The organism is Citromicrobium bathyomarinum (assembly GCF_038594485.1).
GTDB lineage: Bacteria > Pseudomonadota > Alphaproteobacteria > Sphingomonadales > Sphingomonadaceae > Alteriqipengyuania > Alteriqipengyuania bathyomarina_A.
Genome location: NZ_JBCFZG010000001.1, coordinates 451360 through 477967, shown reverse-complemented (window position 1 = coordinate 477967; position 26608 = coordinate 451360). Strand labels below are relative to the sequence as shown.

The window sequence follows — 26608 nt, the reverse complement described above, 5'->3', positions numbered from 1 at the left end:
TGGAACCTCAACCTAACTTGAGGTCAAGAGGCAATGCTTCTATTGTGGTGATCGATGAAAGCGAACGACCTGCTGCCTATCGGAGATCTCGCCCGGCGTACCGGGCTCAGCGTCTCTGCAATTCGGTATTACGAGAGCAAGGGGCTGATCGAACCGCATCGCACGGGCGGCAATCAGCGGCGTTTCCTGCGCTCGGACATCCGGCGCCTCAGCTTCATCCTGATCGCACAACGGCTGGGCCTGTCACTCGGCGAGATCGAGGGCCAACTCGCACGACTGCCACAAGGGCGAACCCCCGATGCAAAGGACTGGGCGGCAATCAGCCGGTCGATCCGCGATCAGCTCGATGCGCGGATCGCCGAGTTGCAGCGCGCACGCGACAATCTCGATGGATGCATCGGCTGTGGCTGCCTAAGCCTGAAGAACTGCACGCTGTACAATCCGGACGATGCCCTTGCCACCAAGGGGCCGGGCCCGCGCATAGTGATCGGCTAGAACCTAGTCCTCGGGGCCAAGGTTGGGGTCCAGATCGCGCGGCCGCATGAAGTGGACGAGGCGCGCGTCGCGCCTGCCAAGCTCGCTCCAGTCGTCGATCGGCAGTTCGAGAATCGCGAAGGACGCGGTCGGGAATTTCACCATCGCTTCGCGAAAATCGGGCGTTTCGTTTTCATGCGATACCAGCGCCAGAACGAGATCCTGCAGGCCCGGATTATGCGCCGCGATCAGCACTGCGTCAGCGTCACCCGCCTGTTCGCGAACCACCTCATAATGAGTTTCCGGACCGGCAAGGTAGAGCCGCTGATCATAGGTCGGCTCGATCCCGATCGCAGCCGCCTCGAGCGTGTGCTTTACGCGCACGGCCGGGCTGGCGAGTAGCTGATCCCACTTCTGCCCCTGCGACCGGATGTGCCGGCCCATCAGCCGCGCGCCCGCGCGCCCGCGCTCGTTGAGGCCGCGATCGAAATCGCGCGTGCTCCGGTCGTCCCAGTCGGACTTCGCGTGCCGCAACAGGCCGAGATATTTCATGCTACCAGCCCCATCATCGCCGCATCCTCAATCCGCCGTCGCATCGATGGCGGCGGGTTTCATCTCTCCCTGCCTTGCCGGAGGCCCAGCGGCAAGGCGCGAAACGGCTTCGTCCAGCGTAACACGCTCAATCGGCGTACCCTTGGGAAAGGCGCTGAGCAGGCGGCTGGGAAATGCTGCCGAGAGAACGACGAAATGGCCGCTGTCCTCCCGCGTGCGAATCAGCCGTCCGAACGCCTGCGCCAGCCGGGCACGGATGATCCGGTCGTCATATGCCCCGCCCCCACCTCCGGATTCGGCGAAAGCGGCGCGGCGTGCGCGATGGAGGATCGTGGGGCGTGGCCACGGCACCGCCTCCAGCACGACGCTGCGCAGCGAGTCGCCGGGCACGTCGATCCCGTCGCGCAGGGCATCGGTACCGAGCAGGCTGGCGCGCGGATCGTCGCCGAATATGTCGGTCAGCGTGCCCGTGTCGATCGGATCGACGTGCTGCGCGTAGAGCGGCAGCCGCGCCCTCGCCAGCCGGTCCGCGATCCGCGCATGGACCGCACGCAGCCGCTTGATCGCGGTGAATAGGCCGAGCGTTCCGCCACCCGACGCCTCGATCAGCCGCGAATATGCTCCCGCCAAGGCCGCTATATCGCCGCGCCGTATGTCGGTGACGATCAGAACCTCGGCATTGCGGGCATAGTCGAAGGGGCTCGGCTGGCTGGTCAGGTGCGGTTTCAGCCCGATATGCTCGGCCCCACTGGCAGAAATGGCGCGCGCCCAGTCTGGCTCGCCTTCGGCATCGCGATCCGCCAGCGTCGCGCTGGTCAGCATCACGCCATGCGCAGGTTCCAGAACGACCTTGGCGAAGGGCTTCATCGGGTCGAGCCAGCGGCGATGCAGGCCGATATCGTAATCGCGCGCCTCGAACCGGTCGACCGCAAGCCAATCGACGAAATCGGCGTCGGCAGGGCCGCCGATTCGCGCGAGCAGCGCTTCCCATGCGGCGAGCAGATCGATCCGCCAGCCCAGCGAATGGCGTGCGCCCTCGATCCGTGCCCGCCCCTGCGAGTCGAGCCAGTCGGGTGGGTCTTCCATCACCGCTTCGAGGCGCTGGCCGAGCGTCAGCAACGGCTTGCGGAGGCCCGCCAGCGCGACCTGCGCATCTTGCGCCGCATCGACCAGCGCACCGGGCGGATCGGCAATTTCGGTTTCGATCCCGTAGCCCGCTTCGGACCCGCCACTCTCGTCGCGCGCGAACACGGTTGCGCGCACCTGCGCGAGCAATTCTTCCAGCGGTCCCGACGGAGCACCCTCGGCGATCCGCCCCAGCCAGCCATCGGCGGGCAAGGCCTGCGCCGCTTCGATCGCTGCTTCGACTGCCTCACCGCCCGCATCGTCGTAGGATGCGACGTCCGCCAGCCGCGCTGCCAGCCCGCGCCTGCGTCCACGCGAGTTGCGCTCCGGCCCGATAATCCAGCGGCGCAGCTCGATCGCTTCCTGGCCGTTGAGCGCGGCGGCAAAGGTGCTATCGGCGGCGTCGAACACGTGATGGCCTTCGTCGAAGATCAGCCGTGTCGGTGGGTGGCCGTGATGGCGCCCGCGCGCCGCGTTGATCATCACCAGTGCGTGGTTGGCGATCACCAGGTCGGCCTGCGCGGAGGTTCGCGCGGCGCGTTCGATAAAGCACTTCCGGTAATGCGGGCACCCCGCATAGACGCACTCGCCGCGCTGGTCGGTAAGCGCCGAAATTCCGCGTCGTGGGAACAGCGTGCCGAGCCAGCCGGGCAGATCGCCGCCGATCATGTCGCCATCGCGTGAATATTGCGCCCAGCGAGCGACCAGCTGCGCCAGCACCGCGCCGCGCCCGGCGAACCCGCCCTGCATCGCGTCTTCGAGATTGAGCAGGCACAGGTAGTTTTCCCGCCCCTTGCGCACCACCACTGGCGCACTGCCGTCTGCGCGCTTCTCCGGCCACGCACGCCGACTCTCGCGCCGCAGCTGGCGCTGGAGGTTCTTGGTATAGGTGCTGACCCAGAGCGTGCCTTGCGAGCGCTCAGCCCACACGCTCGCCGGCGAGAGATAACCGAGCGTCTTTCCAATACCCGTGCCCGCCTGCGCCAGCAGCAGGTGCGGGCGGCCTTTGGCATCGCGGGGCGCAAAAATGCGGGAAACCTCGCCCGCATAGGCTCGCTGACCCTCGCGCTTCTCGGCACCCTGGCCCGTCAGGCGGGCGAGCTGCCCATGCACTTCTTCCTCGCTGATCGAGACTTGCGCGGGTTGCGGACGTTCGGGCGATTCTTCCCATTCAGGCAGGGTCGCGAACAGCCAACGTTCCGCGCGTTCGGGCTTCGGTATAAAGGGAGCCAGCACTTGCGCCCACGGCCACCGAGCGCGCGCGAGCGATTGCAACGTGCTCCACGCACCTTGCCGTTCCTGCCAGTCATCCCGACCGCAGACGGCGAGCATCGCCACCAAAGCTTCGCGCAGGAAAAGCGGTGTCGCCGCATCGTCTTCGGGAGGCTCGATTCCCAGTGCCGCTGCCAGGCCCTTTGGAGTGGGGACACAGAAACGCGCGGGATGCAGGAAGGCGTAGAGTTCGAGGAGATCGAGACCCGAAAGGTCGGGGTACCCCAGCCGTGCAGCGACCAGCGGCGCATTGAGCATGAGGACGGGCGTATCGGCGCACGCATTGATCGCCTGCCCCTTGCCGATCTCCTGCGCGACACCGCCCGGCGCGCTCAACCACAATCCAGCATGGCTGGCGTGGAGTGCGGGCAAAGCAGGCGGTTCTGGGGTCGGCGCAGCCATCGCGCGCCAATGTCGGGGGTGAGGAACGAAAAGTAAACGGCTGGGCGAATTATACCCCTGCGTTCCCCACGATGAAGCACGCAATCGCGAGCAGGAACCCAGCCCAACGGTTCGAACGGAAGCGGTGAAGCGGATTTGCCGGATCATTCTCGTCCAGCGTCGTCACCTGCCATCCGAGATGCCACGCCACCGGGATCAGCGTGATGCATGCCACCCAATCGGCCCGCAAAAACCAGAAGCCAATGGCCCACATGGCAACTGCCAGCGCATAGCAGCCCGCGACGCCCTGCTTCACCTTGCCCCCCATGCGCAGCGCGGAGGACCGGATGCCCACCAGCGCATCGTCCTCCCGATCCTGCAGCGCGTAGATCGTGTCGTAGCCGACCGTCCACGCAACGCAGCCGAGATAGACCGCAATTGGCGCTGCCCAGTTGTCGCTTCCGAACACTGCCCAGCCGACCAGCGCACCCCAGCTGAAGGTCAGCCCCAGCCACGCCTGCGGCCACCAGGTGATCCGTTTCATGAACGGATAGGCGGCGACCAGTATCAGGGAGACCAGCGCCACGATCTGGGCGCGAAGCGGCAGTTGCAGCAGCACGATCAACCCAACGAAACTGAGCACCGCCAGCCAGATCCATGCGGTCCGCTTGCTCACCCGCCCGCTCGCTATCGGACGGCTGGCGGTGCGCGCCACCTTCCTGTCCAGCTCTGCATCGGTGATGTCGTTGTAAACGCAGCCTGCGCCGCGCATGGCGATGCTGCCGAGTAGCAGCCATGCGAGCAGCGCCCATTGCCAGCCCGCCCCGCTCAGCCACACGCCGGCGACGCAGGGCCAGAACAGCAGCCACCAGCCGATTGGCCGATCGAACCGGGCGAGCTGCGCGAGATCGCGCGGCAGCGGTGGCAGACGCGCGATCAGGCCGCGGTGTTCGGTATCGGGGACGATCGTCTCGGCGGAGTCGCTGCTGCTCATGGACTTGCTCCCTAGCGCGCCGCGTGCCACCTGCACAGCCATGCCCGCAACCCCCGCCTGGCCTCCGAAAAGCGCCCCGAGACTGTTCGTCGAACAAGAGCTGGCGGCCGGGATGCGCGTCGCACTCGAAGGGAACCCGGCGCATTATCTGATTCGCGTAATGCGGGTCGCAGAGGGCGACACGGTGATCCTGTGCGACGATGCGACCGGCGAGTGGGCTGCGCATGTTACCGCACCTGGCAAGCGTGCGGTCTGCCTCGAAACCGATCGATTGCTGCGCCCGCGCGAGCCTGTACCCGACCTCTGGCTGTGCCCCGCACTGCTCAAGAAAGACCGGTTCGATCTCGTGCTCGAAAAGGCGACCGAGCTTGGCGTCGGCGCGATCCGCCCGGTAGTCACCCGCCGGTGCGTTGCCGACAAGCTCAACCCCGACCGGGCCCGGGCGAATGTGATCGAAGCCGCCGAACAATGCGCGCGCACCGCCCTGCCCGAACTGGATTCTCCGCAAAAGCTGGACGCACTGCTGGCTAGCTGGCCCCAGGACCGCACGCTGTTCTTCGCCGATGAAGAGGGCGGCGAGGAAGCAGCCAGTGCGTTTGCAAAGCATGGTTCGCCCGCTGCGATTCTCATCGGCCCCGAAGGCGGGTTCGACGACGCAGAGCGCGAGGCAATACGGTCCCTGCCACAGGCAATTCCCATCACGCTCGGCCCGCGCATCCTCCGGGGTGAAACGGCTGCGATTGCAGCTACCGCGTTATGGATGGCGCAGGCTGGCGACTGGAATCGTGTTGCGGGCAGCGAAGAATAAATTTCTTTCATCCCGGCGATCGGTTTCCTATCGCCACCGACATGAGCACGCGCGACGCATCGAACGAAGATGATCCGATCATCGAAAGCCGCGACCAGCTGGTCGCACCGATGCAGCAGGGTGAGAAGCCGAAGGCCAATTGGCGCATCGGCACCGAGCACGAAAAGCTGGTTTACAAGCGCAGCGATTTCCACGCCCCATCCTACGACGAACCCTGCGGTATCCGCGATATCCTCATGAATTTGAAGGATTTCGGGTGGGAGCCCGTCGAGGAGGGCGGCAAGGTTATCGCCATGCGCGGCGAAGATGGTACGGTCAGCCTGGAGCCGGCGGGCCAGCTCGAACTCTCGGGTGCACCGCTCGAAAACCTGCACGAGACCTGCAACGAAGCCGGGCGTCATCTCAGCCAGGTGAAAGAGATCGGCGAGCGTTGCGGAGTCGGCTTCCTCGGTCTTGGCATGTGGCCCGACAAGACCCGCGAAGACCTGCCGATCATGCCCAAGGGCCGCTACGAGATCATGATGCGGCACATGCCGCGCGTCGGCACGCTCGGGCTCGACATGATGCTGCGCACCTGCACCATCCAGGTGAACCTCGACTATTCGAGCGAGGTCGACATGGTGCAGAAATTCCGCGTCGGCCTCGCGCTGCAACCGCTCGCGACCGCGCTGTTCGCCAATTCGCCCTTCACCGAGGGCAAGCCCAACGGATATCTGAGCTACCGCAGCCATATCTGGTCGGACACCGACCCGCACCGTACCGGAATGCTGCCCTTCGTCTTCGACGAGGATTTCGGGTACGAACGCTATGTCGACTACATGCTCGATGTGCCGATGTACTTCGTCTTCCGCGACGGGAAATACCTCGACGCCGCAGGTCTCAGCTTCCGCGATTTCCTCGAGGGCAAGCTGTCGATCCTGCCGGGCGAGAAACCGACGCAGAGCGACTGGTGGGATCACCTTTCCACCGCCTTCCCCGAGGTACGGCTCAAGAGTTTCCTGGAAATGCGCGGCGCCGATGGTGGCCCGTGGAGCCGCATATGCGCCCTGCCCGCCCTGTGGGTCGGCCTGCTGTACGACAGCCAGGCTCTCGATGCGGCGTGGGATCTGGTCAAGGACTGGACGATGGAAGAGCGCGAAGCGCTGCGCAATGCGGTGCCACAGGAAGGTCTGGCGGCGAGCGTGCCGGGCGGACGCACCTTGCAGGACCTCGGCAAGGATGTACTGGCGATCGCGCGGTCGGGGCTGACTGCACGCGCACGGCTGAACACCGGCGGCGACAACGAGACCGGTTTCCTCCAGACGCTCGACGAGATCGTCGAGAGCGGGAAATCGCCCGCCCAGCGCATGCTCGATCGCTATAATGGAGAATGGGGCGGCGATATCAGCCGGGTCTACAAGTACAGCTTCTAGGCTGCGCGCTTACTCCGCAGGTTGCAGAGACTCTCTACGTCCACGAGTGATTGCTCTGCTGAGAGCCGCGAGCGGCGCGGTGATGATGCCATGCTCGCTCATCCACGCATGGTATTCGCGATACTTGGCGTCCTCGCGCAGCAGGTGCGCCTCCTCGGTACGGGCGCGCCAATAGTAGATGCCCGAGACCAGCGAGATGCCCACCACATTGCGCAACGCCTCCATCGGGCCGCCATCGGTGACAAGGAAAGGCAGCGACGCGCTCCACCAGAAGGTGTTCTTCGCCAGATAGGCGGGATGGCGCGTAAAGCGGTACGGGCCGTTCGTAATGACGCCGCGATAGGTCAGGTTTGAGAACCGCAGGCCGAATGCCACTGTCGCCCACGCGTACACGCCGGTCAGAAAGACCAGCCACCCACCCCACATCGAAAGCAGAAGAGGGCTTCCGGCCAACCAGTGCTGCCAGCCGGGAGCATTCGATTCATACGCGAGAAGCCCGCCCGCTTCCATCACACCATAAACGAACGGGGGGTAGCAAAGCAGCGCAGCGAGCCATCCGGCAAGGAATGGGTTGCCGCTCCGGATATGGCTGTCGAGCGGGCGCAACGTCATAACGTACCCGACAGTCCCGATCTGCACGTCGATCACGAACAGCAGCCCGATCAGTGCAACCGCCAGCGCGCCCGGCTGATGGGCAAGATCGGCGAGGTTGGAATTGACCACCTCGGCAAAGCCGCCCGGCAGGATCGAGATCATGAAGGCTCCGAAGAACCCCTTGATGATCCACGCGCGCCAGTGGCCGATGACCCTGTCACGGTCCCACGCTTCACGCGCGAGCAGGAAGGCCCCGAAATGCCATGTCGCATCGCGCGGGTTCACCATCCGGCGGTCGAGCCAGAAGACGTAGGGAATAGAGAGAACGAGCGCGGGGATCGCCACCGCGCCGAGCACTTCCATCGCGAACAGATATTGCCCGTCCCAATACCAGCGCCCGATCGCATACATCGCCGCGAGCACCGCCCACGTCGCCCACAGTCCGGTCAGCTTGGTGAACGATACGGCCCGGGTCGCCTCTGCACTGGCGGGCTTGCCCCAGTCCAGGCCGGTCGTGGGGTTGCGGTGCACCTTGTCGATGAAAACCGACCACAGGACCATCGGCACCCCGCTGGCCACAAGTCCGCAAAGCGCTGCGTAAGGTCCGTCGAGTCGCGCATGCGGGACCGGGAGGTTCAAGGCGGACGCAATCTCCGGAAATGCCCGGCAGAACACGATCCAGCCGAGCAATCCGGCCAGCCCGACGAGCCCTACCCCGACCGATACGTCGCTACGAGGAAGGCCTTCGATCCGGCCCGTGCTGTTGGCGGCTTCGCGCATGAAGCCGCCATAGGCGCATAATGGTTAAACGCTCGGTAATGCGCTGGCCGAAAACCGGCCTAGCGCAGCGCCGTGATCGTTCCGCCGTCGTCGAGCACGTACAGCGTCTCGTTCGCAACGATCGGCGGCAGGCTGACACCGTCAGGCAGCTCGGTCAGCATAGTGGCCGACCCTTCGCCGACGCTCGCCTGCCACAGCTCGCCCCGCGAGTTCGCGATATACAGCAGGTTGCTGGCGAGCACCGGGCCGGTCCAGAAAATCGGGCCCTTGCGGTCCTTCTCGTCGCGATAGCGCGCGAGCTGAGTGATCCAGCGGACCTTGCCCGAAGACCGCGCAATTGCGAGCAAGCGCGCATCGCTGGTCAGCGTGAACAGCCACTCGCCTGCAAGCGCGGGGGTAGAAATCCCAGCCAGATTGATTTCCCAGATCCGCTGCCCGGTCACGAGTTCGTAAGCCGCCATGCGGCCACCCTGGCCAAGCGCATAGACACGCCCGCCGTCGATAATCGGATCCGCGTCGATATCGGTGAGACTGCCGACCTCGGTCGAGATCGAGGTGCGTGCCAGCGCATCCGACCACAGGACGCGGCCATTTTCGTAGCGATAGGCAATCAGCTCGCCAGAGCTGTAGCCTGCAACGACGGTCCCTTGCCCTGCTGCAGGCGATGCGACGCCGAATACGCCGGCCTGCGCGATGGAGCCCGATTCCTGCCAGCTTATCGAGCCATCATTCTGGTTCAGCGCGATAATCCGGTTGTCCTGGGTCATCACCAGCACGAGATTGAAAGCGAGCGTCGGAGCGTCGCGCAGTGGGCCCGCCGGCTTTACCTTCCATTCCTCGCTGCCATCGGCCGCATCGAGCGCGACGACCATGCCGGTGCCCGTCGTCACGAAAACGCGATCGCCCGCGACGGCGAGACCGCCGCCGAAGGCCGAATTGCGCAGATCGGATGCAAGATCGAGCGAATACTGCCAGCGCTTGGCGCCGGTCGCCGCATCGAAGGCATGGACCGCACCTGCGGTGTCGACCGCGTAGAGTATCCCGTTCGAAACGACCGGCGACGCCCCAAGGCGGCGGCTGCTGGTCGAACCGGCGATCTTCGCGGACCATACGCGAGTCGGATTCGTGGAGAGCGCGAGATTGCCGTAACTCTTGCTCGGCACACCGCTGGCCATCGCCCAGGTCGTGTTGGCCTTGGCCGGCGGCAGGACAACCGAAACGCTCGCCAGAGCCGGATCGACACTCGCGCCGCTTTCGATGCGGGAGAGCACGGGAACGCGGTCGCCCACGGTCGGGGTGACGTTCTTGTCACCGCCACCGCCGAACAGGCCGCCCGCGCAGCCGCTGACGAGAAGAGCGGTGAGTAATAGCGGGATTGCGCCAATGGCTCGCAAGGTCATCCTCCGGTTGTTCGCCTTCGTGGGCATAAGTCTCTTTTACTGTCCCTGCGGACCGGCGGGGCGCCGACCGGTCGCTCCGCCCAATTCCTCGACCAGTTGATCCGCGTCGCCAACCGCATCGAACCCCAGCACGCTCGCCATCTGGCGGGCACGCCCCCGGGTGGTGTCGGCGACATCCTCGTTCCTGGCGATCTTCTCGAAAAGGGCACCGGCCTTTTTCTTATCGCCAGCGTCGAGATAGGCCATCGCGAGCACTTCGCCTGCGGTGCCGAAATAGGGCTCGCCTTCTTGCGCCAGCGGGGTCAGGCGACGGATCGCTTCCGCAGGCTTGATCGTGTCGTAACTCGCCAGGACCGCACGCAGTTCGGCGAGGTTGCTCAGCGATTCAGGAATATCGTCCATCGCGGCGACCTGTTCGAACATCGCCACGGCATCCTTCGGGCGACCCTGTTCAAGTGCGATCCCCGCACGCAGCATCAGGGCCTGCGCCTGCGCGCCGCTCTCTCCATCCTTGGCCAGCGGCGCAAGATCGCTATCCGCGGCTTTCAGGTTGCTGGCTTCTACCTTGTCCAAGGCGGTGACCAGAACTTCGGAATCAGCTTCCAGCGAGCCTTCGCTACGGTGACCGAAGAAAAGTACCGCCGCGAACACCAGCAGGGCGAGCACGATAGCGCCCACGATGTAGAGCCCGTATTTCTGCCAGATGCCGAGATACTGATCGCTACGGACCGCATCGTCGACCTCGCGAAGCAGGGCGTCGTCCTCTGCCGCTCGTGCCTTGGCCTTGCGGTCTGCTGCTGATGCGCTGTTGGGAGTGGGTAACAGGGCCACGCCTGGGTACTTTCTGTAGAAACTGCCGGGATTGGCGCGGGTCTTTAAACCATGGCGCTGTCAATTCAATAGTGGCGACTCAACAGCACGGCGGGTGAACGGTCGATGAAAACAACCGCCGGTTGGGGGTTCAATCGAGCGTCCCGCCACCCAGTGCGCTGGCGTAGAGACGGCGATAGGTGGCGAGCATCTTCGCCTCGTCGAATTGCGCGCGCGCCTTGGCGCGATTGGCCTGGCCGATCGTCTGGCGCCGATCCGCGTCCGCTGCGAGGGTCAGCAGCGCCTGTGACAAAGCATCCTGGTCGTTAGGGCGAACGATGAAAGGCGCATTTTCCTCTGCCACCATCGCAGCGATGTCCCCCACCGCGGGCGCGGCGACCGGCAAGCCGGCAGCCATCGCCTCGACCACCGAAAGCGGGAATTGTTCGGATCGCGAAGATAGTGCGAATATGTCGAACAGGCCCAGAAACGTTTTCGGCTTGGCAACGAAACCGGGCAAGTGGACGCGATGCGCGATTTCGGCAGCATCGGCAGCATCGCGGATCGCGTCACGCTCCGGCCCGTCGCCGACGATCACCAGCTGCCATTCTTCCGGCAAGCGCGCGACCGCGCGCACAAGCGCGGTAAGGTTCTTTACCGCGCGCAGCCCGGCTACGCTGCCGACCCACTTTTCGCCTTCGTGTTTGATTACGCCACGCAGCGCGTCGGGACGCGGATTGGCGACGAAGCCCTTGGTGTCGATCCCGTTGGGGATATGCTTGACCCGCCCGATCGGCTGCTGCCACGTCTGCAGCGCAATTCCTTCGAGCACCTCCGAAGGCACCACCAGACCGCTCGCCTTGCCCAGCGCGATCCTGCGATACCAGTTCCGCGATGGTTTGAGCCCATCCTGCTCATCCTCGTTGAAACCGTCCTCGTGATGGATCAGCGGCGGCAAATCCATCGCGTCCCTGAACAGGGTATGCGCCATGACGGCGTCCATCGCGCCCCAGTTATAGGTGAGGACGAGGTCGTATGGCTTCATCGCGGCCGCCAGCGCACGCAGCCGCTTCGGCCACGGTTTGCCCGACAGCGAAGGGAAGTTGCGCGGATAGATGACATCGCGGCCCTTCGCGATGTGTTCTGCGGCACCATAAGCATTGGGATCGGCGGATACGATCGCATGCGAGAGCTTGCTCCCGAAGGCGTTGATCAGCTGGACGCAACGCAGCTCCTTGCCGCCCGCAGCAAAGGTCGAATGGAGATGGAGCACGCGCGGTGCCCCGTCACGCGTCAGCGCCGACATCAGGCGATTTCCCGTGCCCTGACCTGCGCCAGCAGCGCATCGATGGCGGCGATTGCCTCGGGTTCGTCCAGCGTGGGGGCGTGTCCCGTCAGCGGAACCTCGACCACCTGCATACCCCGGTTACGCGTCTGCATCTGCTCGACCGTGTCCTGTGAAAGAAGGTTCGACAATTCTCCGCGCACCAGCAGGAGCGGTGTCTGCGCGAGAGATTCGAATGCCAGCCACATGTTTGCGGAAGGTGCGCCCGCCGTGTCGTCGCTTTCGCGGAATGCATCGGCAATGGCCATGTCGTAATCGAAGCTGATCCGCCCATGCTGGCCCAGAACCATCGTGCGCTTGGCCGCAGCGAGCCAGTCTTCAAGCTCGAAACCGGGGTGTGCGTCGCTATGCACCTCTTCGAGCGCGCGGGCCGCATGCATCCAGGTCGGGAAGCTGCGTGCCTGGCCAACGTAGCCGCGGATCTTGTCGATGCCTTCTGGCTCTATCTCCGGGCCGATGTCGTTCAGAACCGCACCCGCAATCCGCTCCGCACCCCGGCTTGCCAGCAGGATCGTCATAAGGCCGCCGAGGGAGGTTCCGATAGCTACGAACCGGTCGATGCCGAGTCCGCTCAGCAGGGTTTCGACATCCTCGACATATTGCAGCGGATTGTAGCTGTCCGAATGCTCGGCGTAGTCGCTCGCTCCGCGACCGCGCATTTCAGGGACGATGACCCGCCATTCGGGTGAAAGACGCTCGGCCAGACCCGCAAAATCGCGCGCATTGCGGGTGAGCCCGTGCATGCACACGATCGGCGGCTGCCCCTCGGAACCGCCGGGGTAATCCCGGTAATGCAGCTTCAGGCCGTCGGCACTGTGCCAGAAACCATCGGTAAAGCGCTGATCCATGGCCCTCTTTCGGGATTTGCGGGGGAAGGTTCGGTTGCACGGATGCCCGCGCGCGCCCACTATTGCCGCGATGTCCGAAAAACCGCAACCACACCACGAAGATAGCGTTCCACCGATAACCACCCTGGCCGGGTGGATCGCCGATCCCGTCGAGCCTGCCGATTTTCCCGCCACCCAGCTAGGGTGGCGAAACGATCGCGCGGCGCGGACAGTCGGCCTCGACACGCTGGGCAATGAAGAGTGGCTGGCGCATTTCGGGCGGTTCGAACCTTTGCCGGGAAACCTCCCGCAGCCACTCGCGCTGCGTTATCACGGGCACCAGTTCCGGGTATACAATCCGGACATCGGTGACGGACGCGGTTTCCTGTTTGCGCAACTGCGCGCGAACGACGGGCGCCTCCTGGACCTTGGGACGAAAGGATCCGGCCAGACCCCCTACAGCCGGGCGGGCGATGGACGGCTGACGCTGAAGGGCGCCGTGCGCGAATTGCTTGCAACCGAGATGCTTCAGGCGCTCGGCGTCGATACTTCGAAGACCTTCTCCATCGTCGAGACCGGAGAAGAGCTGTGGCGCGGTGACGAACCTTCCCCCACCCGATCGGCCGTGCTCACCCGGCTCAGCCATGGGCATATCCGCATCGGCACGTTCCAGCGCCTGCTCGCGTACGATGAGCCCGAGCATATGCGGCAGCTGGTCGAATATTGTCTCACCCAATTTCCCGGTCCTCCTCCGCCAGACGAAGCACCCGATCGCGAGGACCCTGCTGTGCGATTGCTGCATCAGGTGGTCGAACGCCTCGCCGATCTCGCCGCGAGCTGGATGGTTGCGGGGTTCGTCCACGGGGTCCTCAACACCGACAACATGAATGTTTCGGGCGAGAGTTTCGATTACGGGCCTTGGCGCTGGCTGCCGCGATGGGAGCCTGGCTTTACCGCAGCGTATTTCGACCATGGCAGCCTGTATGCATTCGGTCGCCAGCCCGAGGCACTGGGATGGAATTGTGCGCAGCTGGCCACCGCGCTGCGACTGATTGCCCCATCACAAGGGCTGATCGCCGCGCTCGAACGGTTCGGCCCGCTGTACGGCGAGCATCTTCGCGGGCGCTGGCTCTGGCGTCTTGGTTTAGAATCGCGCGGGGAAGAGCAGGATTCCGCCCTCATCGCCGCGTGCGAGCGTCAGATGCGAGAGAGCGGTGCACAGCCCGATGCGTTCTTCCACACCCATCGAGGGGGGCGGAACGCGAAGGGCGATCTCGCTCCGGTCATCGAAAGCTACGAGGGCACCCCGGCCGATCACCCGTACTGGAGCGAAGCAACCCCGCAGAGCATGCTGATCGACGAGGTCGAAGCAATCTGGTCTTCCATCGACGAACGCGACGACTGGCAACCCCTATACGACAAGGTCGCCGCGCTCAGACGGATGGGCGAGGCTCATGGTAACGCGCCCGTGCCTGCTGGGCATCTCTGAACGCTAACGATACCGGAAGCGGTCCGACTTCGTTGCTAACCGGCACAAAACCGACGTGCCTCTTTATCTCCTTTTTTTGCACACCAATTTCCGATCATGCCGACGAGCCATCATCGTTACCGGCGCCCCACCCTGGCGAGCATTGACCGATACGCCGCTCGGGTTAGAAGCCCCAAGTTCCTGACACGAGTTAACTATAGGCCCGTGCAGCAAAGACGCGCTGCTTTCCCGAGAGAGGTTGCTTAACTTGCCCCAGTCCGAGATCGTTTCCTTCCAGCCCGCGACCGGCGAAGAACTGTGGCGCGGCAATATTTGCGATGTCGATGAAGCGGTGGCACGGGCGCGTGCCGCCTTTCCGGGGTGGGCCTCTCGCCCGGTCGCCAATCGCATGGAAATGGCTCGCCGCTTCGCCAACGAAGTGCGCGCCGCCGCAGACGACTTTGCCGAACTGATAGCCCGCGAGACGGGCAAGCCCCTGTGGGAAGCCAAGACAGAGGTCGAGGCGGTGATCAACAAGGTCGAAATCTCGATCTCGGCGTATATGGAACGCACCGGGCAGAAAAAGCTCGACAGCGCGCTCGGCGGGAGCGCAGCGCTCCGTCATAAACCGCACGGCATCATGGCGGTGCTCGGCCCCTACAACTTCCCCGCGCACCTTCCCAACGGCCACATCGTGCCCGCGTTGATCGCGGGCAATACGGTGCTGTTCAAGCCGAGCGAAAAAACGCCTGCGGTCGGCGCATTGCTGGTCGAATGCTTCCACCGCGCCGGGATCGACCGCGATGTGATCCAGCTGGTCGTCGGCGGGCCGGACGAAGGCAAGGCGCTGGTCGCGCATCCTGATGTAGACGGCATCCTGTTCACCGGCAGCGCGCAGGCGGGGATCGCGATCAATCGCAAATGCGCGACCAATCCGGGCAAGATCCTTGCGCTGGAGATGGGCGGCAACAACCCGATCGTCGTCACCAAGACGCCCAAGGTGGAGGATGCGGCGCTGCTGATCATCCGATCCGCTTTCACCACTGCCGGGCAGCGCTGCACCGCCGCACGCCGGCTGATCGTGACCGAAGAAATGTACGACGCCACCGTGGAGGCGGTGAAGAACCTGACGGCGAAGATCATCGTCGACGAGCCTTTTGCAGAGCCCCAGCCCTTCATGGGCTGCGTGATCGACAACCAGGCAGCGGACCAGCTGACCGAAAGCTTCCTCTACCTGCTTTCCAATGGCGGCAAGGCGATCCGGCACCTGCGCCGGATTCGCGAGGATGCGCCGTTCGTCGCGCCCGCGCTGATCGACACGACTGCGATGGAAGAGCGTCCTGATGTCGAGCTGTTCGGCCCGCTGTTGCAGGTGATCAAAGTGCCCGATCTCGACCACGCGATCGCCGAGGCGAACAATACGCGATTTGGGCTTTCTGCATCGCTGATCGGTGGTTCGCCGGAGGATTACAATCACTTTTGGGCCAACATCCGCGCAGGGATCGTCAACTGGAACCAGCCCACCAATGGGGCCTCTTCCAAGGCACCCTTCGGCGGGTTGGGCCTCTCTGGCAATCACAGACCGGCGGCCTACTACGCTGCCGACTATTGCGCCTACCCGGTGGCCAGCACCGAGGTCGAACAGCCGCGAGCGAGCCTGGGCGTAGGGTTCAAAATCGACTGACATCGCGGACAAGTGAAAACGCCCCGGCACGGGTGTGGCCGGGGCGCTTTCCGCGACGCTGGTGGGACGCCGCGCTCCGACCCCCGCCAAGCGACAGTCAAAGATCGTAAATGTTGCCGAGCGTTCATTCGCGGGGGCTACAACGTATGTCCGCGCCGAATCACTCTGTCTGTTCATGTTTAGACGGTTTAATGTGAACGGTCGGCAACACTTGTTCAGGCTTTCGTACAGGCCTAGGTGCGCTCGGTGAGCGACGAATCCCCTCTCCCCCAGACCGCTGCACCCTCCGGCGTGCCGCACGCGATCGGTGCCTATGTCCTGTGGGGTTTCATGCCGCTGTACCTGCTGCTGGTGAAGCAGGTGCCCGCGTTCGAGTTCGTCGGCTGGCGAATTATCTGGACCCTGCCGATTTGCCTGTTGATCGTCGCTTTCCGCGGGCAGTTTCCAGCCATTCGCGAGGCGCTCAGGGATCGGCGCGCAGTACTGGTGCTCGCTGCCAGCGCGATCCTGATCGGGGTCAACTGGGTCGTCTACGTATGGGCGATCCAGCAGAACCAGGTCTACGCGGCGAGCCTTGGCTATTACATCAACCCGCTGGTCAACGTGCTGCTGGGCACAATGCTGCTCAAAGAGACGCTGAGCCGCGCGCAGTGGATCGCGGTCGCTCTCGCAGGCGTCGGTATCGCAGTGCTGGCCGCGGGGGCGCTGACCACCTTGTGGATCAGCCTGACGCTGGCCTTCAGTTTCGGCACCTATGGTCTCCTTCGCAAACAGGTGAGCGTCGGCGCGCTGCCCGGCCTCACCATCGAGAGCGCGATCCTGTTGCTGCCCGCACTGGGCGTGGCGGCGTGGTTCGCGGCGAGCCCCGCGGGATCGTCCTTCGGCGACAACCTGGGGCTGAGCCTTGCCATTGCACTCGGCGGGGCACTCACAGCTTTTCCGCTGCTCCTGTTCGCCATCGCGGCGCGGCGGATGGACTACTCCGCGCTCGGCTTCGTCCAGTTCCTTGCGCCCAGCATCGTCTTCGTCCTCGGCCTGACCGTCTTCGGCGAGGAACTGCACCCGGCGCAGGCATTCTGCTTCGGTTGCATCTGGGTCGCGGCGGCGATCTTCATCTGGGACCTGCTGGCGAAACGCCGCGCGCCCGCCCCGACGCGCCCCACCTGACGCTAGTCAACAAAGCTCCAGCCGATCGTCTTGCCCGCCATGAAGGGCACCACCTGCGTGTCCGCCGCCGGAATGCTCTCCGGCACCACCTGCTCGCGGCGCACCAGCGTCACGCTGTCGGCATTCGGCTCCAGCCCGTAGAAGCGCGGCCCGTTGAGCGACGCGAAGCCCTCGAACCGGTCGAGCGCGTCTTCCTCGTCGAAGACCTGCACATAGGCCTCCAGCGCGTGCGGAGCGTTATAGATGCCCGCGCAACCGCATGCGCTTTCCTTGGCGTGCTGTTCGTGCGGCGCGCTGTCGGTGCCCAGGAAGTACTTTGCCGATCCGCCAGTAGCCGCTTTCCGCAGCGCCAACCTGTGCTCCTCGCGCTTGGCGACCGGCAGGCAATAGTGGTGCGGGCGCATCCCTCCGACCAGCATCGCGTTGCGGTTGATATGCAGATGATGCGGCGTGATCGTCGCGCCGACATTCTCGCCCGCGCTTTCCACGAAATCGACCGCGTGGCGGCTGGTGATATGCTCGAACGCGATTTTCAGCTGCGGCAGATCGCGGTGGAGCGGCGCCAGCACGGTTTCGACGAACACCGCCTCCCGGTCGAAGATGTCGATGTCTGCATCGGTCACTTCGCCGTGGACGCATAGCACCATGCCCGCCTCTGCCATCGCTTCGAACACCGGGCGCAGCTTCCCGATATCGGTCACGCCATGCGCCGAGTTGGTCGTCGCGTTCGCGGGGTAGAGCTTGGCGGCGGTGAATACTCCATCGCGAAAGCCCCCGATGAGGTCGGCCGGATCGGTATCGTCGGTCAGGTAGGCGGTCATCAGCGGAGTGAACTGCGCACGCTCGGGCAGCGCAGCCATGATCCGGTCGCGATAGGCCCACGCCAGCGCAGCCGTCGTCACCGGCGGGGTGAGATTGGGCATCACGATCGCACGGCCGAACTGGCGCGCGGTTGCGCCCACCACGCTTTGCAGCATCGCGCCATCGCGCAGGTGCACATGCCAGTCGTCGGGGCGGAGGATCGTCAGCGTTTCGGTCATGCCGCGCGCTCTAGCCGAACCATCGCCGACAGGGGAGCCCTGACACACCTGACACAGTGTCCAGGGAGCAAAAAAGCAGCCGCGTTTCGTGCCATCGCACAGGCGCGGAAAATGAGGGGCAGCATTGCATGGCAAGAAGCCTACGGGTGCGGCCGCAAGTAGGACAGCGCACTGGCATGGGGCAGGCACCGCACCTATCTCCACGGGCATGACAGCACCGCAAACGCCCACGCTTCTGGCCGACCGCGCCGTGATTCGCCTCAGCCCGCTCGACGAAGGCGAGAATGTCGCCGCGTTTCTCCAGGGCCTGCTGACAAACGACGTAACCGGTGCCCTGCCCGCCTATGCCGCGCTGCTGAGCGCGCAGGGCAAGACGATGTTCGACATGATCGTATGGCCCGGCCCGACCGGTGAGCATGGCGACACCATCCTGATCGATTGCGAGGGGGCGGTGGCGGACGATCTGGCAAAGCGCCTCTCGCTCTATCGCCTGCGCCGCAAGATCGAGATCGCGCGCGACGAAAGCCTGGCCGTGCACTGGAGCGCCGACGCGGACGGCGCACACCCGCTCGATCCTCGCCTCCCTACCCTCGGCCAGCGCTGGCTCGGGGCAGCAGACGAGGGCGAGCCAGCGGATGCCGCATGGCGCGAACATCGCCTCTCTCTCGGCGTGCCCGAGGGTCAGGCCGAGCTGGGCGACACCCTGTGGCTGGAAACCAACGCCGTCGAGCTTCACGGCGTAAGCTTCTCAAAAGGTTGCTATATCGGGCAGGAAAACACCGCGCGGATGAACTGGCGGCAGAAGGTCAACCGGCGGCTAATCGTCGTCCCACTCGACCGCTCCGAGGCAAAGCGCCGCAAGGTGGCCTATCCCGACCTCGGGCTGGCAGTCGATCACCTGCGGGTGAGCGATATTCCCGCCGACGTGGTGCCCGGCTGGATGCGTTTAGAAGCAGCGGAGTAGCGCCCAGGCGCGGTCCTCCTGCCCACCGAATCGACGCTGCAGGAGGCCTACTGGACCCTGAAACGAGTTCAGGGTGACGAAGACCCTGCCGAGTAGCTCTCCCCTTAGAAGGGGAAAATCGACTTAAACGCCCGTCCCCCGGGCCTGCGCCAGCGATTCGACCACGAGCTTCTCGGCAACATCGCGCGCAACATTATCGGGCAGCTTCAACGCAGCCGAGAGCGGCGGGCCGATCAGCGATTGCCCCAGCGCCAACAGGACCACGACCAGCGTCGATTCGAGCGCTTCGCGATCCGCCGGGTGGTCCGCGCCCATCTCTTCGCGATGCACCTGCTCGATCATTTCGTGGATCGCCATCGTGAACGGCTCCAGCGCATCCTCCTGCCCGGTCGCCAGCAGCCAGCTCACCAGCGCGCCGCCGCCTTCATGGTCGAACGCGTCGAAGGCCTGATCCACGATGTCGCGCGGTGAGGCCGTGCCTTCGCGGCTTGCCCGGATGGAATCGGCGATTCGATCGCACACTGATTCCGCCAGATAGACTCCCAGCGCGTTCTGCAGTCCTGCCGCCGACCCGAAATGATGCAGCAGGTTGGCGTGCGTCCGCCCCACCCGCGCGCCGACCGCTTTGAGCGTGACCGCCTGTGGGCCTGCCTCGATCAAAAGATTGCGCGCCGCTTCCAGTGCCCCCGCACGCGATTCCTCGGGGCTCAGACGTTTACGAGTTGCCATCGCAGCTTGGTAATGCGCTGCGGCCTGCGCAGCAAGGAACCTCCTATTGACATTACCGTTCATCTTACTGACATTGGTGTAAGTTATTATCCAGCGAAACAATGGACGTTACGGAAGACGGAAGGTTCATCATGACCGCACACGACACGACCCTGACCGCGAACCCTGAGATTACCGTTCGCGACGAGCGCTTCAATCGCACCAACACCCCTTCGCGCTGGTGGGCAGGCGAGCCTTTCGGCACCGCCTGGCACAACGCCTTGTCGGGCACGTTCCCGCGCGGCGAAGCCTTCTTCATCGAATCGGTGAAGGCCTTCCGCGATGGCACCGATGCCAGGCTTGCCGCCGAAATCCGGGCATCCGTGAAGCAGGAAATCAACCACACGCGCGAGCATGTCGCGTTCAACCGGCTCGCGGCGGACGCAGGCTACGATATGGACATGATCGACCGCCGCACCGCCCAACTGCTCGACCTCGCGAAGGGAAAGCCCGCGATCGCCAAGCTGGGCGTGACCATGGCGCTGGAGCATTATACCGCGATGATGGCGCACGAATTCCTCGCCAATCCGCAGCATTTCGCGGACTCTGACCCCGAGGTGCGCAGGATGTGGGAATGGCACGCGGTCGAGGAGATCGAGCACAAGGGCGTCGCCTACGACACCTGGAACCACGCAACGCGCGAATGGAGCGGTTTCAAACGCTGGATGCGCCGCACGATCATCATGATGATCGTCACCCAGCGTTTCCTCAACAACCGCTGGAAAGACGCCACCGAATTGCTTGCACAGGACGGGATCACCGGCTGGCGCGCGCATTGGGGGCTGACAAAGTACCTTTTCGGCAAGCCGGGGGTACTGCGGCGCATCTTCCCCGCATGGCTCGGCTATTTCAAGCCCGGCTTCCACCCGTGGGATCACGACGACCGCGCGCTGATCGGGAAGTACGAGGGCGATTATCAGGACGCGCTGCTTCCCGCCTGAAGCAGCGCGACACGGCGGCGGCAGGTCTTACGCTGCCGCCGGCATTCCCTGGTCCACCTCTTCGAGGTCGAGCGCATAGCAGACCGTCTGGGCCTCGTAGCCGCGCCCCCTGCTGTGACGCAGTTCGATCCTGCCGGTCGGCAGGAAGCCTGCCTTGCGCAGGACCCGGCCCGAGGCGGGATTGTCGATGAAATGGCTCGCGACGATGCGGGGGTGGCCGCAGGCCCGCGCGACCTCGATCACGGCGCGCGCAGCCTCGCTGGCATAGCCCCGGCCCCAGTGCTTGCGGGCAATCCAGTAGCCCAGCTCCATCGTCCTATCGCCGCCGCCGTCTTCGACCGGCAAGGGGTCGAACCCGATGCAGCCGATGACCTCGCCGCTATCGGCGAGCGTGACGAGGAAGCGCGGCGCGTAGGGATCCTGCGGTTGCGCGCACCACTCCCGCGCGTCGTCCTGCGCATAGGGCCACGGCGCGCTTGCCATGTTGCGGACCACGCCTTCGTCCGCGATCCCGGCAAACACCGCCTGCCAGTCTTCCGGCCATGGCGGCCGCAACAGCAATCTCTCGCTCCGATGAAACATCGTGACTTCTCCCCGGGGCGCAGTTCCTCCTCGGAAAACCACGCCGACAAGGGAGACGAAAAAAGGGAGACGGGGCTGGCCCCCTCTCCCTTGATGGCCGGATGCTACCTCCGGCGGGGCCGCCTCGTTGGACGGCCCTGTTTGTGAAGCGTCCGATTATTCTGCCGCTTGCGCCAGCATGTCGACCGATACGTATTTGCGGCCGAGCTTCCCGTCGTGGAAGCGTACAATACCGTCGGTAAGCGCGAAGAGGGTGTGGTCCTTGCCCATGCCGACATTGCTGCCCGCATAGAACTTGGTCCCGCGCTGGCGCACGATAATGTTGCCCGCGACAACGCCTTCGCTGCCGAACTTCTTCACGCCGAGACGACGGCCTGCCGAATCGCGACCATTGCGCGACGAGCCGCCTGCTTTCTTATGTGCCATTGCTCTTCGTCCTTATCCGTCTGGGGCGCGCTTAGGCGTCCGAATCCTTGTCAGCCGCCTTCTTGGCGGGAGCCTTCTTCGCCGCAGGCTTCTTGTCGGCAGCCTTGGTTGCAGCGGCCTTCTTCGGCGCAGCCTTCTTGGCGGCGGGCTTGTCAGCCGTGTCTGCCTTGGGCGCAGCAGCCTTCTTGGCCGGAGCCTTTTCGGCAGCCTTGTCGTCCGCAACGTCCGCCTTCTTCGCGGCAGGCTTGGCGGCAGCCTTCTTGCTGCCTTCGCCCACTTCGAGGATGCGCAGCAGCGTCATCTGCTGGCGGTGGCCGTTCTTGCGGCGATAATTGTGGCGACGGCGCTTCTTGAACACCACCACCTTCTCGCTCTTCGCCTGGGCGATGATTTCCGCCGAAACGGAGACCTTGCCAGCGTCGGAAAGGCTGTCGCCCTCGCCAGCGAGCAGCACGTCACCCAGGGTGATCGTGTCGCCGGCTTCGCCTGCGAGCTTTTCGACTGCGATTTTATCTCCGGCGGCAACCCGGTATTGCTTGCCGCCCGTGCGCACCACTGCGAACATCGGTTCTACTTTCAATCGTTTAGCTGTGACGCCGCCCCTAACGAGACAGCGTGTCGACGGGCAACACGAAGGTGCGCCCCCCAAAGAAGGGCGCGCTTACGGCAGGAATCGCGGGAAGTCAACGCCGCGAATGACAGAATCGCGTGCCCCGCCTTATCTCCCCTACCACGCGCAGCACGCCGTGCTAAGGATGCGCGCATGAACGCCTTCCGCATTGTCCCTCTGTTTGCCTGCGCCGTGGCCCTTGCCGCCTGCGCGACCACGCCCGATGGCGAGTATCCCTCGCTTGCCGTGCGCGAAGCCGAATATCAGATGGGGCAGATACCCCGGCCGACCGGGGACTGCGCCGATTGCGCCCAGTGCCCCGAAGGTGGCGAGATGCCCACGACCGGACAGTTCGAGCCGCCCGCTCAGGTCGCACCCCCACCGCCGCCGCCTGCCCTTTCCACAGATCTGCTCGAACGTGTCGCACAGCTGGAAGCACAGGCGCGTGAAGCGCATGCGGATTTCGAACGTGCCGTGCCGGCCACCCGCTCCGCCATCGCCGAGCGTGGAGGCGTAGGCTCGAAGAGCTGGGGCCGCGCCGAGGTTGCCTATGCCAACCTCCGATCCATCCGCTCGCGCACCTCGATCCCGCTCGCCGACCTCGATACGCTGGTTGCCGTCCGCTCGGTCGATGGCGAGCCGGTCGAGGAAATCGTTGCCGCACGCAACGCGGTGCTCGCGCTGATCGCGCAGGAGGACGGGGTTCTCGACGAACTCTCTCCGCGCTAGGCAGCGCACATGAGTCTTGCCTGCGCCACCTGCCCTGTCCGCGATCGTGCCGCCTGCTCCGTGCTGAGCGACGAAGAGCGCGAAGATCTGTCCCAGCGCGGCCGCCACCGCACGCTCGAACCCGGCGAAGTCCTTTTCCATGCCGGCGAGAAGGTGACCGCTTGCGCCACTCTCACAAGCGGCGCGCTGAAAGTCTCCACCACCGATGCCGAAGGACGCGAGCGTATTCTCGCGCTGGTCCACCCGGCGGGCTTCGTGGGGGAATTCTTCCAGCCATTCGATGATCACGAGGTCGTCGCGCTCGCCCCGTCGGAGGTCTGCCTGTTCGCCGGGGAGGACATAGAAACCGCGATGTCGGAGCACCCGGCCCTGGGACGCGCGCTGCTGCGCCGGACGCAGGAAGACCTGCATGCGAGCCGCACCCTGCTGGCGCTGACCGGCAAGCCCGATGCCCAGGCGCGCGTTGCCGGGCTGATCCTAGGATTCGCGCAGGCGGCGAGCGATTCGCCCTGCCACCCTGCGCAGGAGTTCGATCTGCCGCTCAGCCGCGCCGAATGCGCCAACATGCTGGGTCTGACGATCGAGACTGTGAGTCGCAAGATCACCGCGCTCGAAAAATCGGGCGCGATCCGGCGGCACGGCAAACGCGGGATCGAACTGGTCGACCCCGCGCGCCTCTCCCTCATGGCGGAGGTATGATTAGGCGCTGACTGTTGCGGCAATCACCAGCACTGCACTTCCCCACGCCACGATGAGAACCGGCAGGATCATCATCTGCACGACTGCGTCGCGCCCTTTCAGCCGTCCGGTATTAGTATCGATCCCGCCGCGCAGCAGGTCACCGAAGCTTTTTGCCCGTACCTGCGGCTTGCGCCCCAGCCTGAGCCACGCGGCTGGTGCTGCGAACAGCCCGACGATGAAGATAGCGAAGATCGCCATCGGGATCGCAAGTTCGGGGCTGGAAAACCCGATGCCGAGCATCGCGATGAAGCCGAGATAGAGCGCGACGGTCGCGCCGTAGAGTACGCTCGGCATTTCGAAGGTGCGGTCGACATCCTGCCTGATGTTCGCCCGTTCGGCAGTGTCGGCGGAGAGCGCATCGACCAACCCCATGCCCGGCCCATCGAAGAAGCCATGCGTATTTACGCGAGCCTTGGGCAACTCGGCGTGCACGATTGCCTTGTCGGCTACGGTCGCACTGTTCAGACGTTCGGACATGGTATCGCTCCTCGTCATGGTTGAGGAGCCGTCTTTCCGGTGCTCCTCGCTATCATCGAGAAGCGGTTTGCTCGAACCGCGGGCTGCGCGCCTTGATCTGGATCAAATTACGAAAATTATCGTCACGCCCATCGGTTGCGGTCGGCAAAGTCCTGCGCGCGCGGCTCGATCCAGTGCCAGCCATCGGCGCGTTTTTCACGTTTCCACAGCCACGCCGCGCTCTTGAGGTAATCCATCAGGAAATCGACCGCGTGGAAGGCATCGCGGCGATGGCGGGCGGCGGCAGCGACCAGCACGATCCCCTCGCCAGGATGCATCACCCCGATTCGGTGCCACACCAGCACCCCGTCGAGCGGCCAGCGCGTGAGCGCCTTGTCCGCCAGTTCGCGCATTCCGGGCAGGGTCAGCGGCTCGTAATGGGTGAGTTCGAGGACGCGCACATCATCGTCGGGCCGCACTTTGCCCAGGAATGTCGCAATCCCGCCCGCCTCGGGATGCGCCGCGTTAAACGCGGCCAGCGCTTCGCCTGCCGACAACCCCTTGTCGAGCAGCCGCACATCGGCGGGGGCTTCGAGCGTCAGCCGCGTCATCGGCTAGCCTCCGCTGACCGGCGGCAGCAGCGCGACTTCGTCGTCATCGCGCGCGGCGAGATCGGCCTTGTCCGCCAGAACCATGCCCGCGCAGGCGACATGCACGGGCGGTTCGCGCAGTTGCTCGGCTACGGCGGGCGGCACTGCGGCGAGCAGCGTTTCCCAATCGAGCGGAGCGGGATATTCGGCCTGCGGGACACCGGCCAGATCGCGCAAGGGGCCGAGAAAGAGGACGCGCACTGCCATCTTACCCTCCGGTCACCGACATATGGCGCGGCTGCGTTGGCGCGAGGCCCGCACCGATCTGGAAGTCGTGTCTCTCGGGTTTGATCAGCATCGCGCGATCCAGAGCACCGGCCACCTCTGCTTCGGGCGCATCGGAGCGAAGCGCGGCGCGTAGGTCGACCCGCTCGCCTCCGCCGAGGCACGGGTAAAGCTGCCCGGTCGCGGTTACCCGCAGGCGGTTGCAGCCGGAGCAGAAATTCTCGCTCATCGGAGTGATGAAGCCGATCCGCCCGCCGGTCTCTGCAATGTCGAAATAACGCGATGGCCCGGGCGTGCGCGCGTCGCTGGGCGTCAGGGTCCAGCGCGTCTCCAGATCGCGGCGCACATCGGTCAGTGAGACGAAGCGATCCTCGCGGGCCTCGTCCACCTCGCCGAGCGGCATGGTCTCGATCAGGCTGATGGCGTGGCCCTGTGCGTGCGCCCACGCGACCAGATTGGGAATCTCGGCGTCATTCACACCGCGCATCGCGACCGTGTTGAGCTTGACCTGCAAGCCTGCCTCGCGCGCGGCGGCAATCCCTTCGAGCACTTGCGGCAAGGCATCGCGGCGCGACAGGGCTTGGAACGTCGCCGGGTCGCGCGTGTCGAGCGAGACATTGATCCGACGCACCCCTGCCCTCGCCAGCGCAGCGGCGTGGCTCGCCAGCTGCGTACCGTTGGTGGTCAGCGTCACTTCGTCGAGCTCAGACCCGACATGGCGGCCAATCGCGCGCACCAGGTCGATCACGTCGCGGCGCACCAGCGGCTCGCCGCCGGTCAGCCGGATCGTGCGCACACCGCGCGCCATAAAGCTGCGCGCCAGCAGGTAGAGTTCTTCGAGCGATAGCACCTCCGCCTTGGGGAGGAACTGCATCCGCTCAGGCATGCAATAGGTGCAGCGAAGATCACAGCGATCGGTGACCGACAGGCGCAGATAGGTGATCCGCCGCTGATGCGTATCGACCAGCGGCGCGGGCGCGGTCAGCGTGTCGAGGCGATCAACCGTCCGTGTCATCGTCCCCAAGTCGGCCATCGCTGCCGCTCTCGCAAGGGGCGCTGTCTGCAAGGGGCAAATATTGTCCGGTAATTGCGGGCGCGCGGCCAAGGAATTCGACCATCCGCGCGAGCGCGCCGCCCTCCATTCCACCAACGATATTGATGCAATGATCGGGATAGGCACGCGCCAGATCGCGCGCCGCCGCGCGCCGCCAGTCGGCATGGTCGAACGGGGCGGGATGCAGCACCACGACAATGAACTCGCTGCCCTGCGCAGCGGCATTGCGCACCTCGTCCGCCCATTTGGCATGGAACGCCGCCGCCGCATCGAGCGCGGACTCGGGCAGCGGGTCCACCCGGATCATTGCGAGTGCTGAGTCTTCCACC

Annotated in this window: 28 protein-coding genes; 10 read left to right on the top strand and 18 right to left on the bottom strand. The window is 64.9% G+C overall.

Going from position 1 to position 26608, the window contains the following annotated elements:
- Positions 1-54 precede the first annotated feature (54 nt).
- Complete coding sequence (gene soxR, locus AAG591_RS02390) at positions 55-495, top strand: redox-sensitive transcriptional activator SoxR (protein WP_342529338.1); 441 nt, start codon at positions 55-57, stop codon at positions 493-495.
- Between the two features lie 3 nt (positions 496-498).
- Here the strand turns inward: soxR and AAG591_RS02385 are convergent, their stop codons facing one another.
- The 3 genes from AAG591_RS02385 to ubiA are packed head-to-tail and all read right to left on the bottom strand — an operon-like array spanning position 499 to position 4798.
- Positions 499-1026 (bottom strand): SixA phosphatase family protein, encoded by a 528-nt coding sequence (locus AAG591_RS02385; protein ID WP_342529336.1) that lies wholly within the window; start codon positions 1024-1026, stop codon positions 499-501.
- Positions 1027-1053: 27 nt separating this feature from the next.
- On the bottom strand, positions 1054-3825 hold the full coding sequence (locus AAG591_RS02380; RefSeq protein WP_342529335.1) for an ATP-dependent DNA helicase: 2772 nt from the start codon (positions 3823-3825) through the stop codon (positions 1054-1056).
- Between the two features lie 49 nt (positions 3826-3874).
- Positions 3875-4798, bottom strand: a complete 924-nt coding sequence (ubiA, locus tag AAG591_RS02375; protein ID WP_342529334.1) for a 4-hydroxybenzoate octaprenyltransferase — start codon at positions 4796-4798, stop codon at positions 3875-3877.
- A 40-nt stretch (positions 4799-4838) separates the two neighbouring features.
- Between ubiA and AAG591_RS02370 the strand changes: the two genes are divergently transcribed.
- Positions 4839-5606, top strand: coding sequence for a 16S rRNA (uracil(1498)-N(3))-methyltransferase (locus AAG591_RS02370; protein ID WP_342529333.1), 768 nt, complete (start codon positions 4839-4841; stop codon positions 5604-5606).
- A gap of 41 nt (positions 5607-5647) precedes the next feature.
- Positions 5648-7018, top strand: a complete 1371-nt coding sequence (locus tag AAG591_RS02365) for a glutamate--cysteine ligase (protein WP_342529332.1) — start codon at positions 5648-5650, stop codon at positions 7016-7018.
- Positions 7019-7027: 9 nt separating this feature from the next.
- On the opposite strand, the gene AAG591_RS02360 is transcribed toward AAG591_RS02365, so the two are convergent.
- From AAG591_RS02360 to AAG591_RS02340, 5 genes are all read right to left on the bottom strand, one after another.
- Positions 7028-8392, bottom strand: coding sequence for a methyltransferase family protein (locus AAG591_RS02360; protein WP_342529331.1), 1365 nt, complete (start codon positions 8390-8392; stop codon positions 7028-7030).
- A gap of 59 nt (positions 8393-8451) precedes the next feature.
- Positions 8452-9792, bottom strand: a complete 1341-nt coding sequence (locus AAG591_RS02355; protein ID WP_342529329.1) for an outer membrane protein assembly factor BamB family protein — start codon at positions 9790-9792, stop codon at positions 8452-8454.
- 36 nt (positions 9793-9828) lie between these two features.
- Positions 9829-10623, bottom strand: a complete 795-nt coding sequence (locus tag AAG591_RS02350; protein ID WP_342529327.1) for a tetratricopeptide repeat protein — start codon at positions 10621-10623, stop codon at positions 9829-9831.
- A gap of 130 nt (positions 10624-10753) precedes the next feature.
- Positions 10754-11908, bottom strand: a complete 1155-nt coding sequence (locus AAG591_RS02345; protein ID WP_342529326.1) for a glycosyltransferase family 4 protein — start codon at positions 11906-11908, stop codon at positions 10754-10756.
- Positions 11908-12795, bottom strand: coding sequence for an alpha/beta fold hydrolase (locus AAG591_RS02340; RefSeq protein ID WP_342529325.1), 888 nt, complete (start codon positions 12793-12795; stop codon positions 11908-11910). Before AAG591_RS02340 ends, AAG591_RS02345 begins: the two co-directional genes overlap by 1 nt.
- A gap of 70 nt (positions 12796-12865) precedes the next feature.
- On the opposite strand from AAG591_RS02340, the gene AAG591_RS02335 reads away from it, so the two are divergent.
- From AAG591_RS02335 to rarD, 3 genes are all read left to right on the top strand, one after another.
- Positions 12866-14263 carry a protein adenylyltransferase SelO family protein gene (locus AAG591_RS02335; protein ID WP_342529324.1) on the top strand — a complete coding sequence of 466 codons (1398 nt, stop codon included), beginning with the start codon at positions 12866-12868 and terminating at the stop codon, positions 14261-14263.
- Between the two features lie 247 nt (positions 14264-14510).
- Positions 14511-15926, top strand: a complete 1416-nt coding sequence (gene astD, locus AAG591_RS02330; protein WP_342529969.1) for a succinylglutamate-semialdehyde dehydrogenase — start codon at positions 14511-14513, stop codon at positions 15924-15926.
- Positions 15927-16172: 246 nt separating this feature from the next.
- Positions 16173-17093: an EamA family transporter RarD gene (gene rarD / locus AAG591_RS02325; protein WP_342529322.1), complete on the top strand. Its 921-nt coding sequence runs from the start codon at positions 16173-16175 to the stop codon at positions 17091-17093.
- 2 nt (positions 17094-17095) lie between these two features.
- Here the strand turns inward: rarD and pyrC are convergent, their stop codons facing one another.
- The gene (gene pyrC, locus AAG591_RS02320; protein ID WP_342529321.1) at positions 17096-18133 is read right to left on the bottom strand and encodes a dihydroorotase; all 1038 of its coding nucleotides are present in this window, start codon (positions 18131-18133) and stop codon (positions 17096-17098) included.
- Positions 18134-18341: 208 nt separating this feature from the next.
- Between pyrC and ygfZ the strand changes: the two genes are divergently transcribed.
- The gene (gene ygfZ, locus AAG591_RS02315; RefSeq protein ID WP_342529320.1) at positions 18342-19097 is read left to right on the top strand and encodes a CAF17-like 4Fe-4S cluster assembly/insertion protein YgfZ; all 756 of its coding nucleotides are present in this window, start codon (positions 18342-18344) and stop codon (positions 19095-19097) included.
- A gap of 123 nt (positions 19098-19220) precedes the next feature.
- On the opposite strand, the gene AAG591_RS02310 is transcribed toward ygfZ, so the two are convergent.
- Positions 19221-19826, bottom strand: coding sequence for a TetR/AcrR family transcriptional regulator (locus tag AAG591_RS02310; RefSeq protein WP_342529319.1), 606 nt, complete (start codon positions 19824-19826; stop codon positions 19221-19223).
- A 131-nt stretch (positions 19827-19957) separates the two neighbouring features.
- Here AAG591_RS02310 and AAG591_RS02305 point away from each other — a divergent pair, with 131 nt between their 5' ends.
- Positions 19958-20806, top strand: a complete 849-nt coding sequence (locus tag AAG591_RS02305) for a metal-dependent hydrolase (RefSeq protein ID WP_342529318.1) — start codon at positions 19958-19960, stop codon at positions 20804-20806.
- Between the two features lie 27 nt (positions 20807-20833).
- Here AAG591_RS02305 and AAG591_RS02300 read toward each other — a convergent pair whose 3' ends face one another.
- The 3 genes from AAG591_RS02300 to rplU all read right to left on the bottom strand — a co-directional run bounded on the left by AAG591_RS02300 (position 20834) and on the right by rplU (position 22379).
- Positions 20834-21388 (bottom strand): GNAT family N-acetyltransferase, encoded by a 555-nt coding sequence (locus tag AAG591_RS02300; RefSeq protein WP_342529316.1) that lies wholly within the window; start codon positions 21386-21388, stop codon positions 20834-20836.
- Between the two features lie 156 nt (positions 21389-21544).
- A complete protein-coding gene (rpmA, locus tag AAG591_RS02295; protein ID WP_010414272.1) occupies positions 21545-21814 on the bottom strand; it encodes a 50S ribosomal protein L27 in 270 nt (89 codons plus the stop codon).
- A 31-nt stretch (positions 21815-21845) separates the two neighbouring features.
- Positions 21846-22379, bottom strand: a complete 534-nt coding sequence (gene rplU / locus AAG591_RS02290; RefSeq protein WP_342529315.1) for a 50S ribosomal protein L21 — start codon at positions 22377-22379, stop codon at positions 21846-21848.
- Positions 22380-22577: 198 nt separating this feature from the next.
- Here rplU and AAG591_RS02285 point away from each other — a divergent pair, with 198 nt between their 5' ends.
- Positions 22578-23153 carry a hypothetical protein gene (locus AAG591_RS02285; RefSeq protein WP_342529314.1) on the top strand — a complete coding sequence of 192 codons (576 nt, stop codon included), beginning with the start codon at positions 22578-22580 and terminating at the stop codon, positions 23151-23153.
- 9 nt (positions 23154-23162) lie between these two features.
- Positions 23163-23852, top strand: a complete 690-nt coding sequence (locus AAG591_RS02280) for a Crp/Fnr family transcriptional regulator (protein WP_342529313.1) — start codon at positions 23163-23165, stop codon at positions 23850-23852.
- Here the strand turns inward: AAG591_RS02280 and AAG591_RS02275 are convergent, their stop codons facing one another.
- From AAG591_RS02275 to AAG591_RS02255, 5 genes are all read right to left on the bottom strand, one after another.
- Entirely contained in the window at positions 23853-24371 is a 519-nt protein-coding gene (locus AAG591_RS02275; RefSeq protein ID WP_342529311.1) for a hypothetical protein, read from the bottom strand.
- Positions 24372-24493: 122 nt separating this feature from the next.
- Positions 24494-24961, bottom strand: a complete 468-nt coding sequence (locus AAG591_RS02270; RefSeq protein WP_342529310.1) for a molybdenum cofactor biosynthesis protein MoaE — start codon at positions 24959-24961, stop codon at positions 24494-24496.
- Positions 24962-24964: 3 nt separating this feature from the next.
- Positions 24965-25207: a MoaD/ThiS family protein gene (locus AAG591_RS02265; protein ID WP_342529308.1), complete on the bottom strand. Its 243-nt coding sequence runs from the start codon at positions 25205-25207 to the stop codon at positions 24965-24967.
- Position 25208: 1 nt separating this feature from the next.
- Positions 25209-26240: a GTP 3',8-cyclase MoaA gene (gene moaA, locus AAG591_RS02260; protein ID WP_342529306.1), complete on the bottom strand. Its 1032-nt coding sequence runs from the start codon at positions 26238-26240 to the stop codon at positions 25209-25211.
- The gene (locus AAG591_RS02255) at positions 26224-26586 is read right to left on the bottom strand and encodes a Rossmann fold domain-containing protein (RefSeq protein WP_342529304.1); all 363 of its coding nucleotides are present in this window, start codon (positions 26584-26586) and stop codon (positions 26224-26226) included. Before AAG591_RS02255 ends, moaA begins: the two co-directional genes overlap by 17 nt.
- Positions 26587-26608 lie beyond the last annotated feature (22 nt).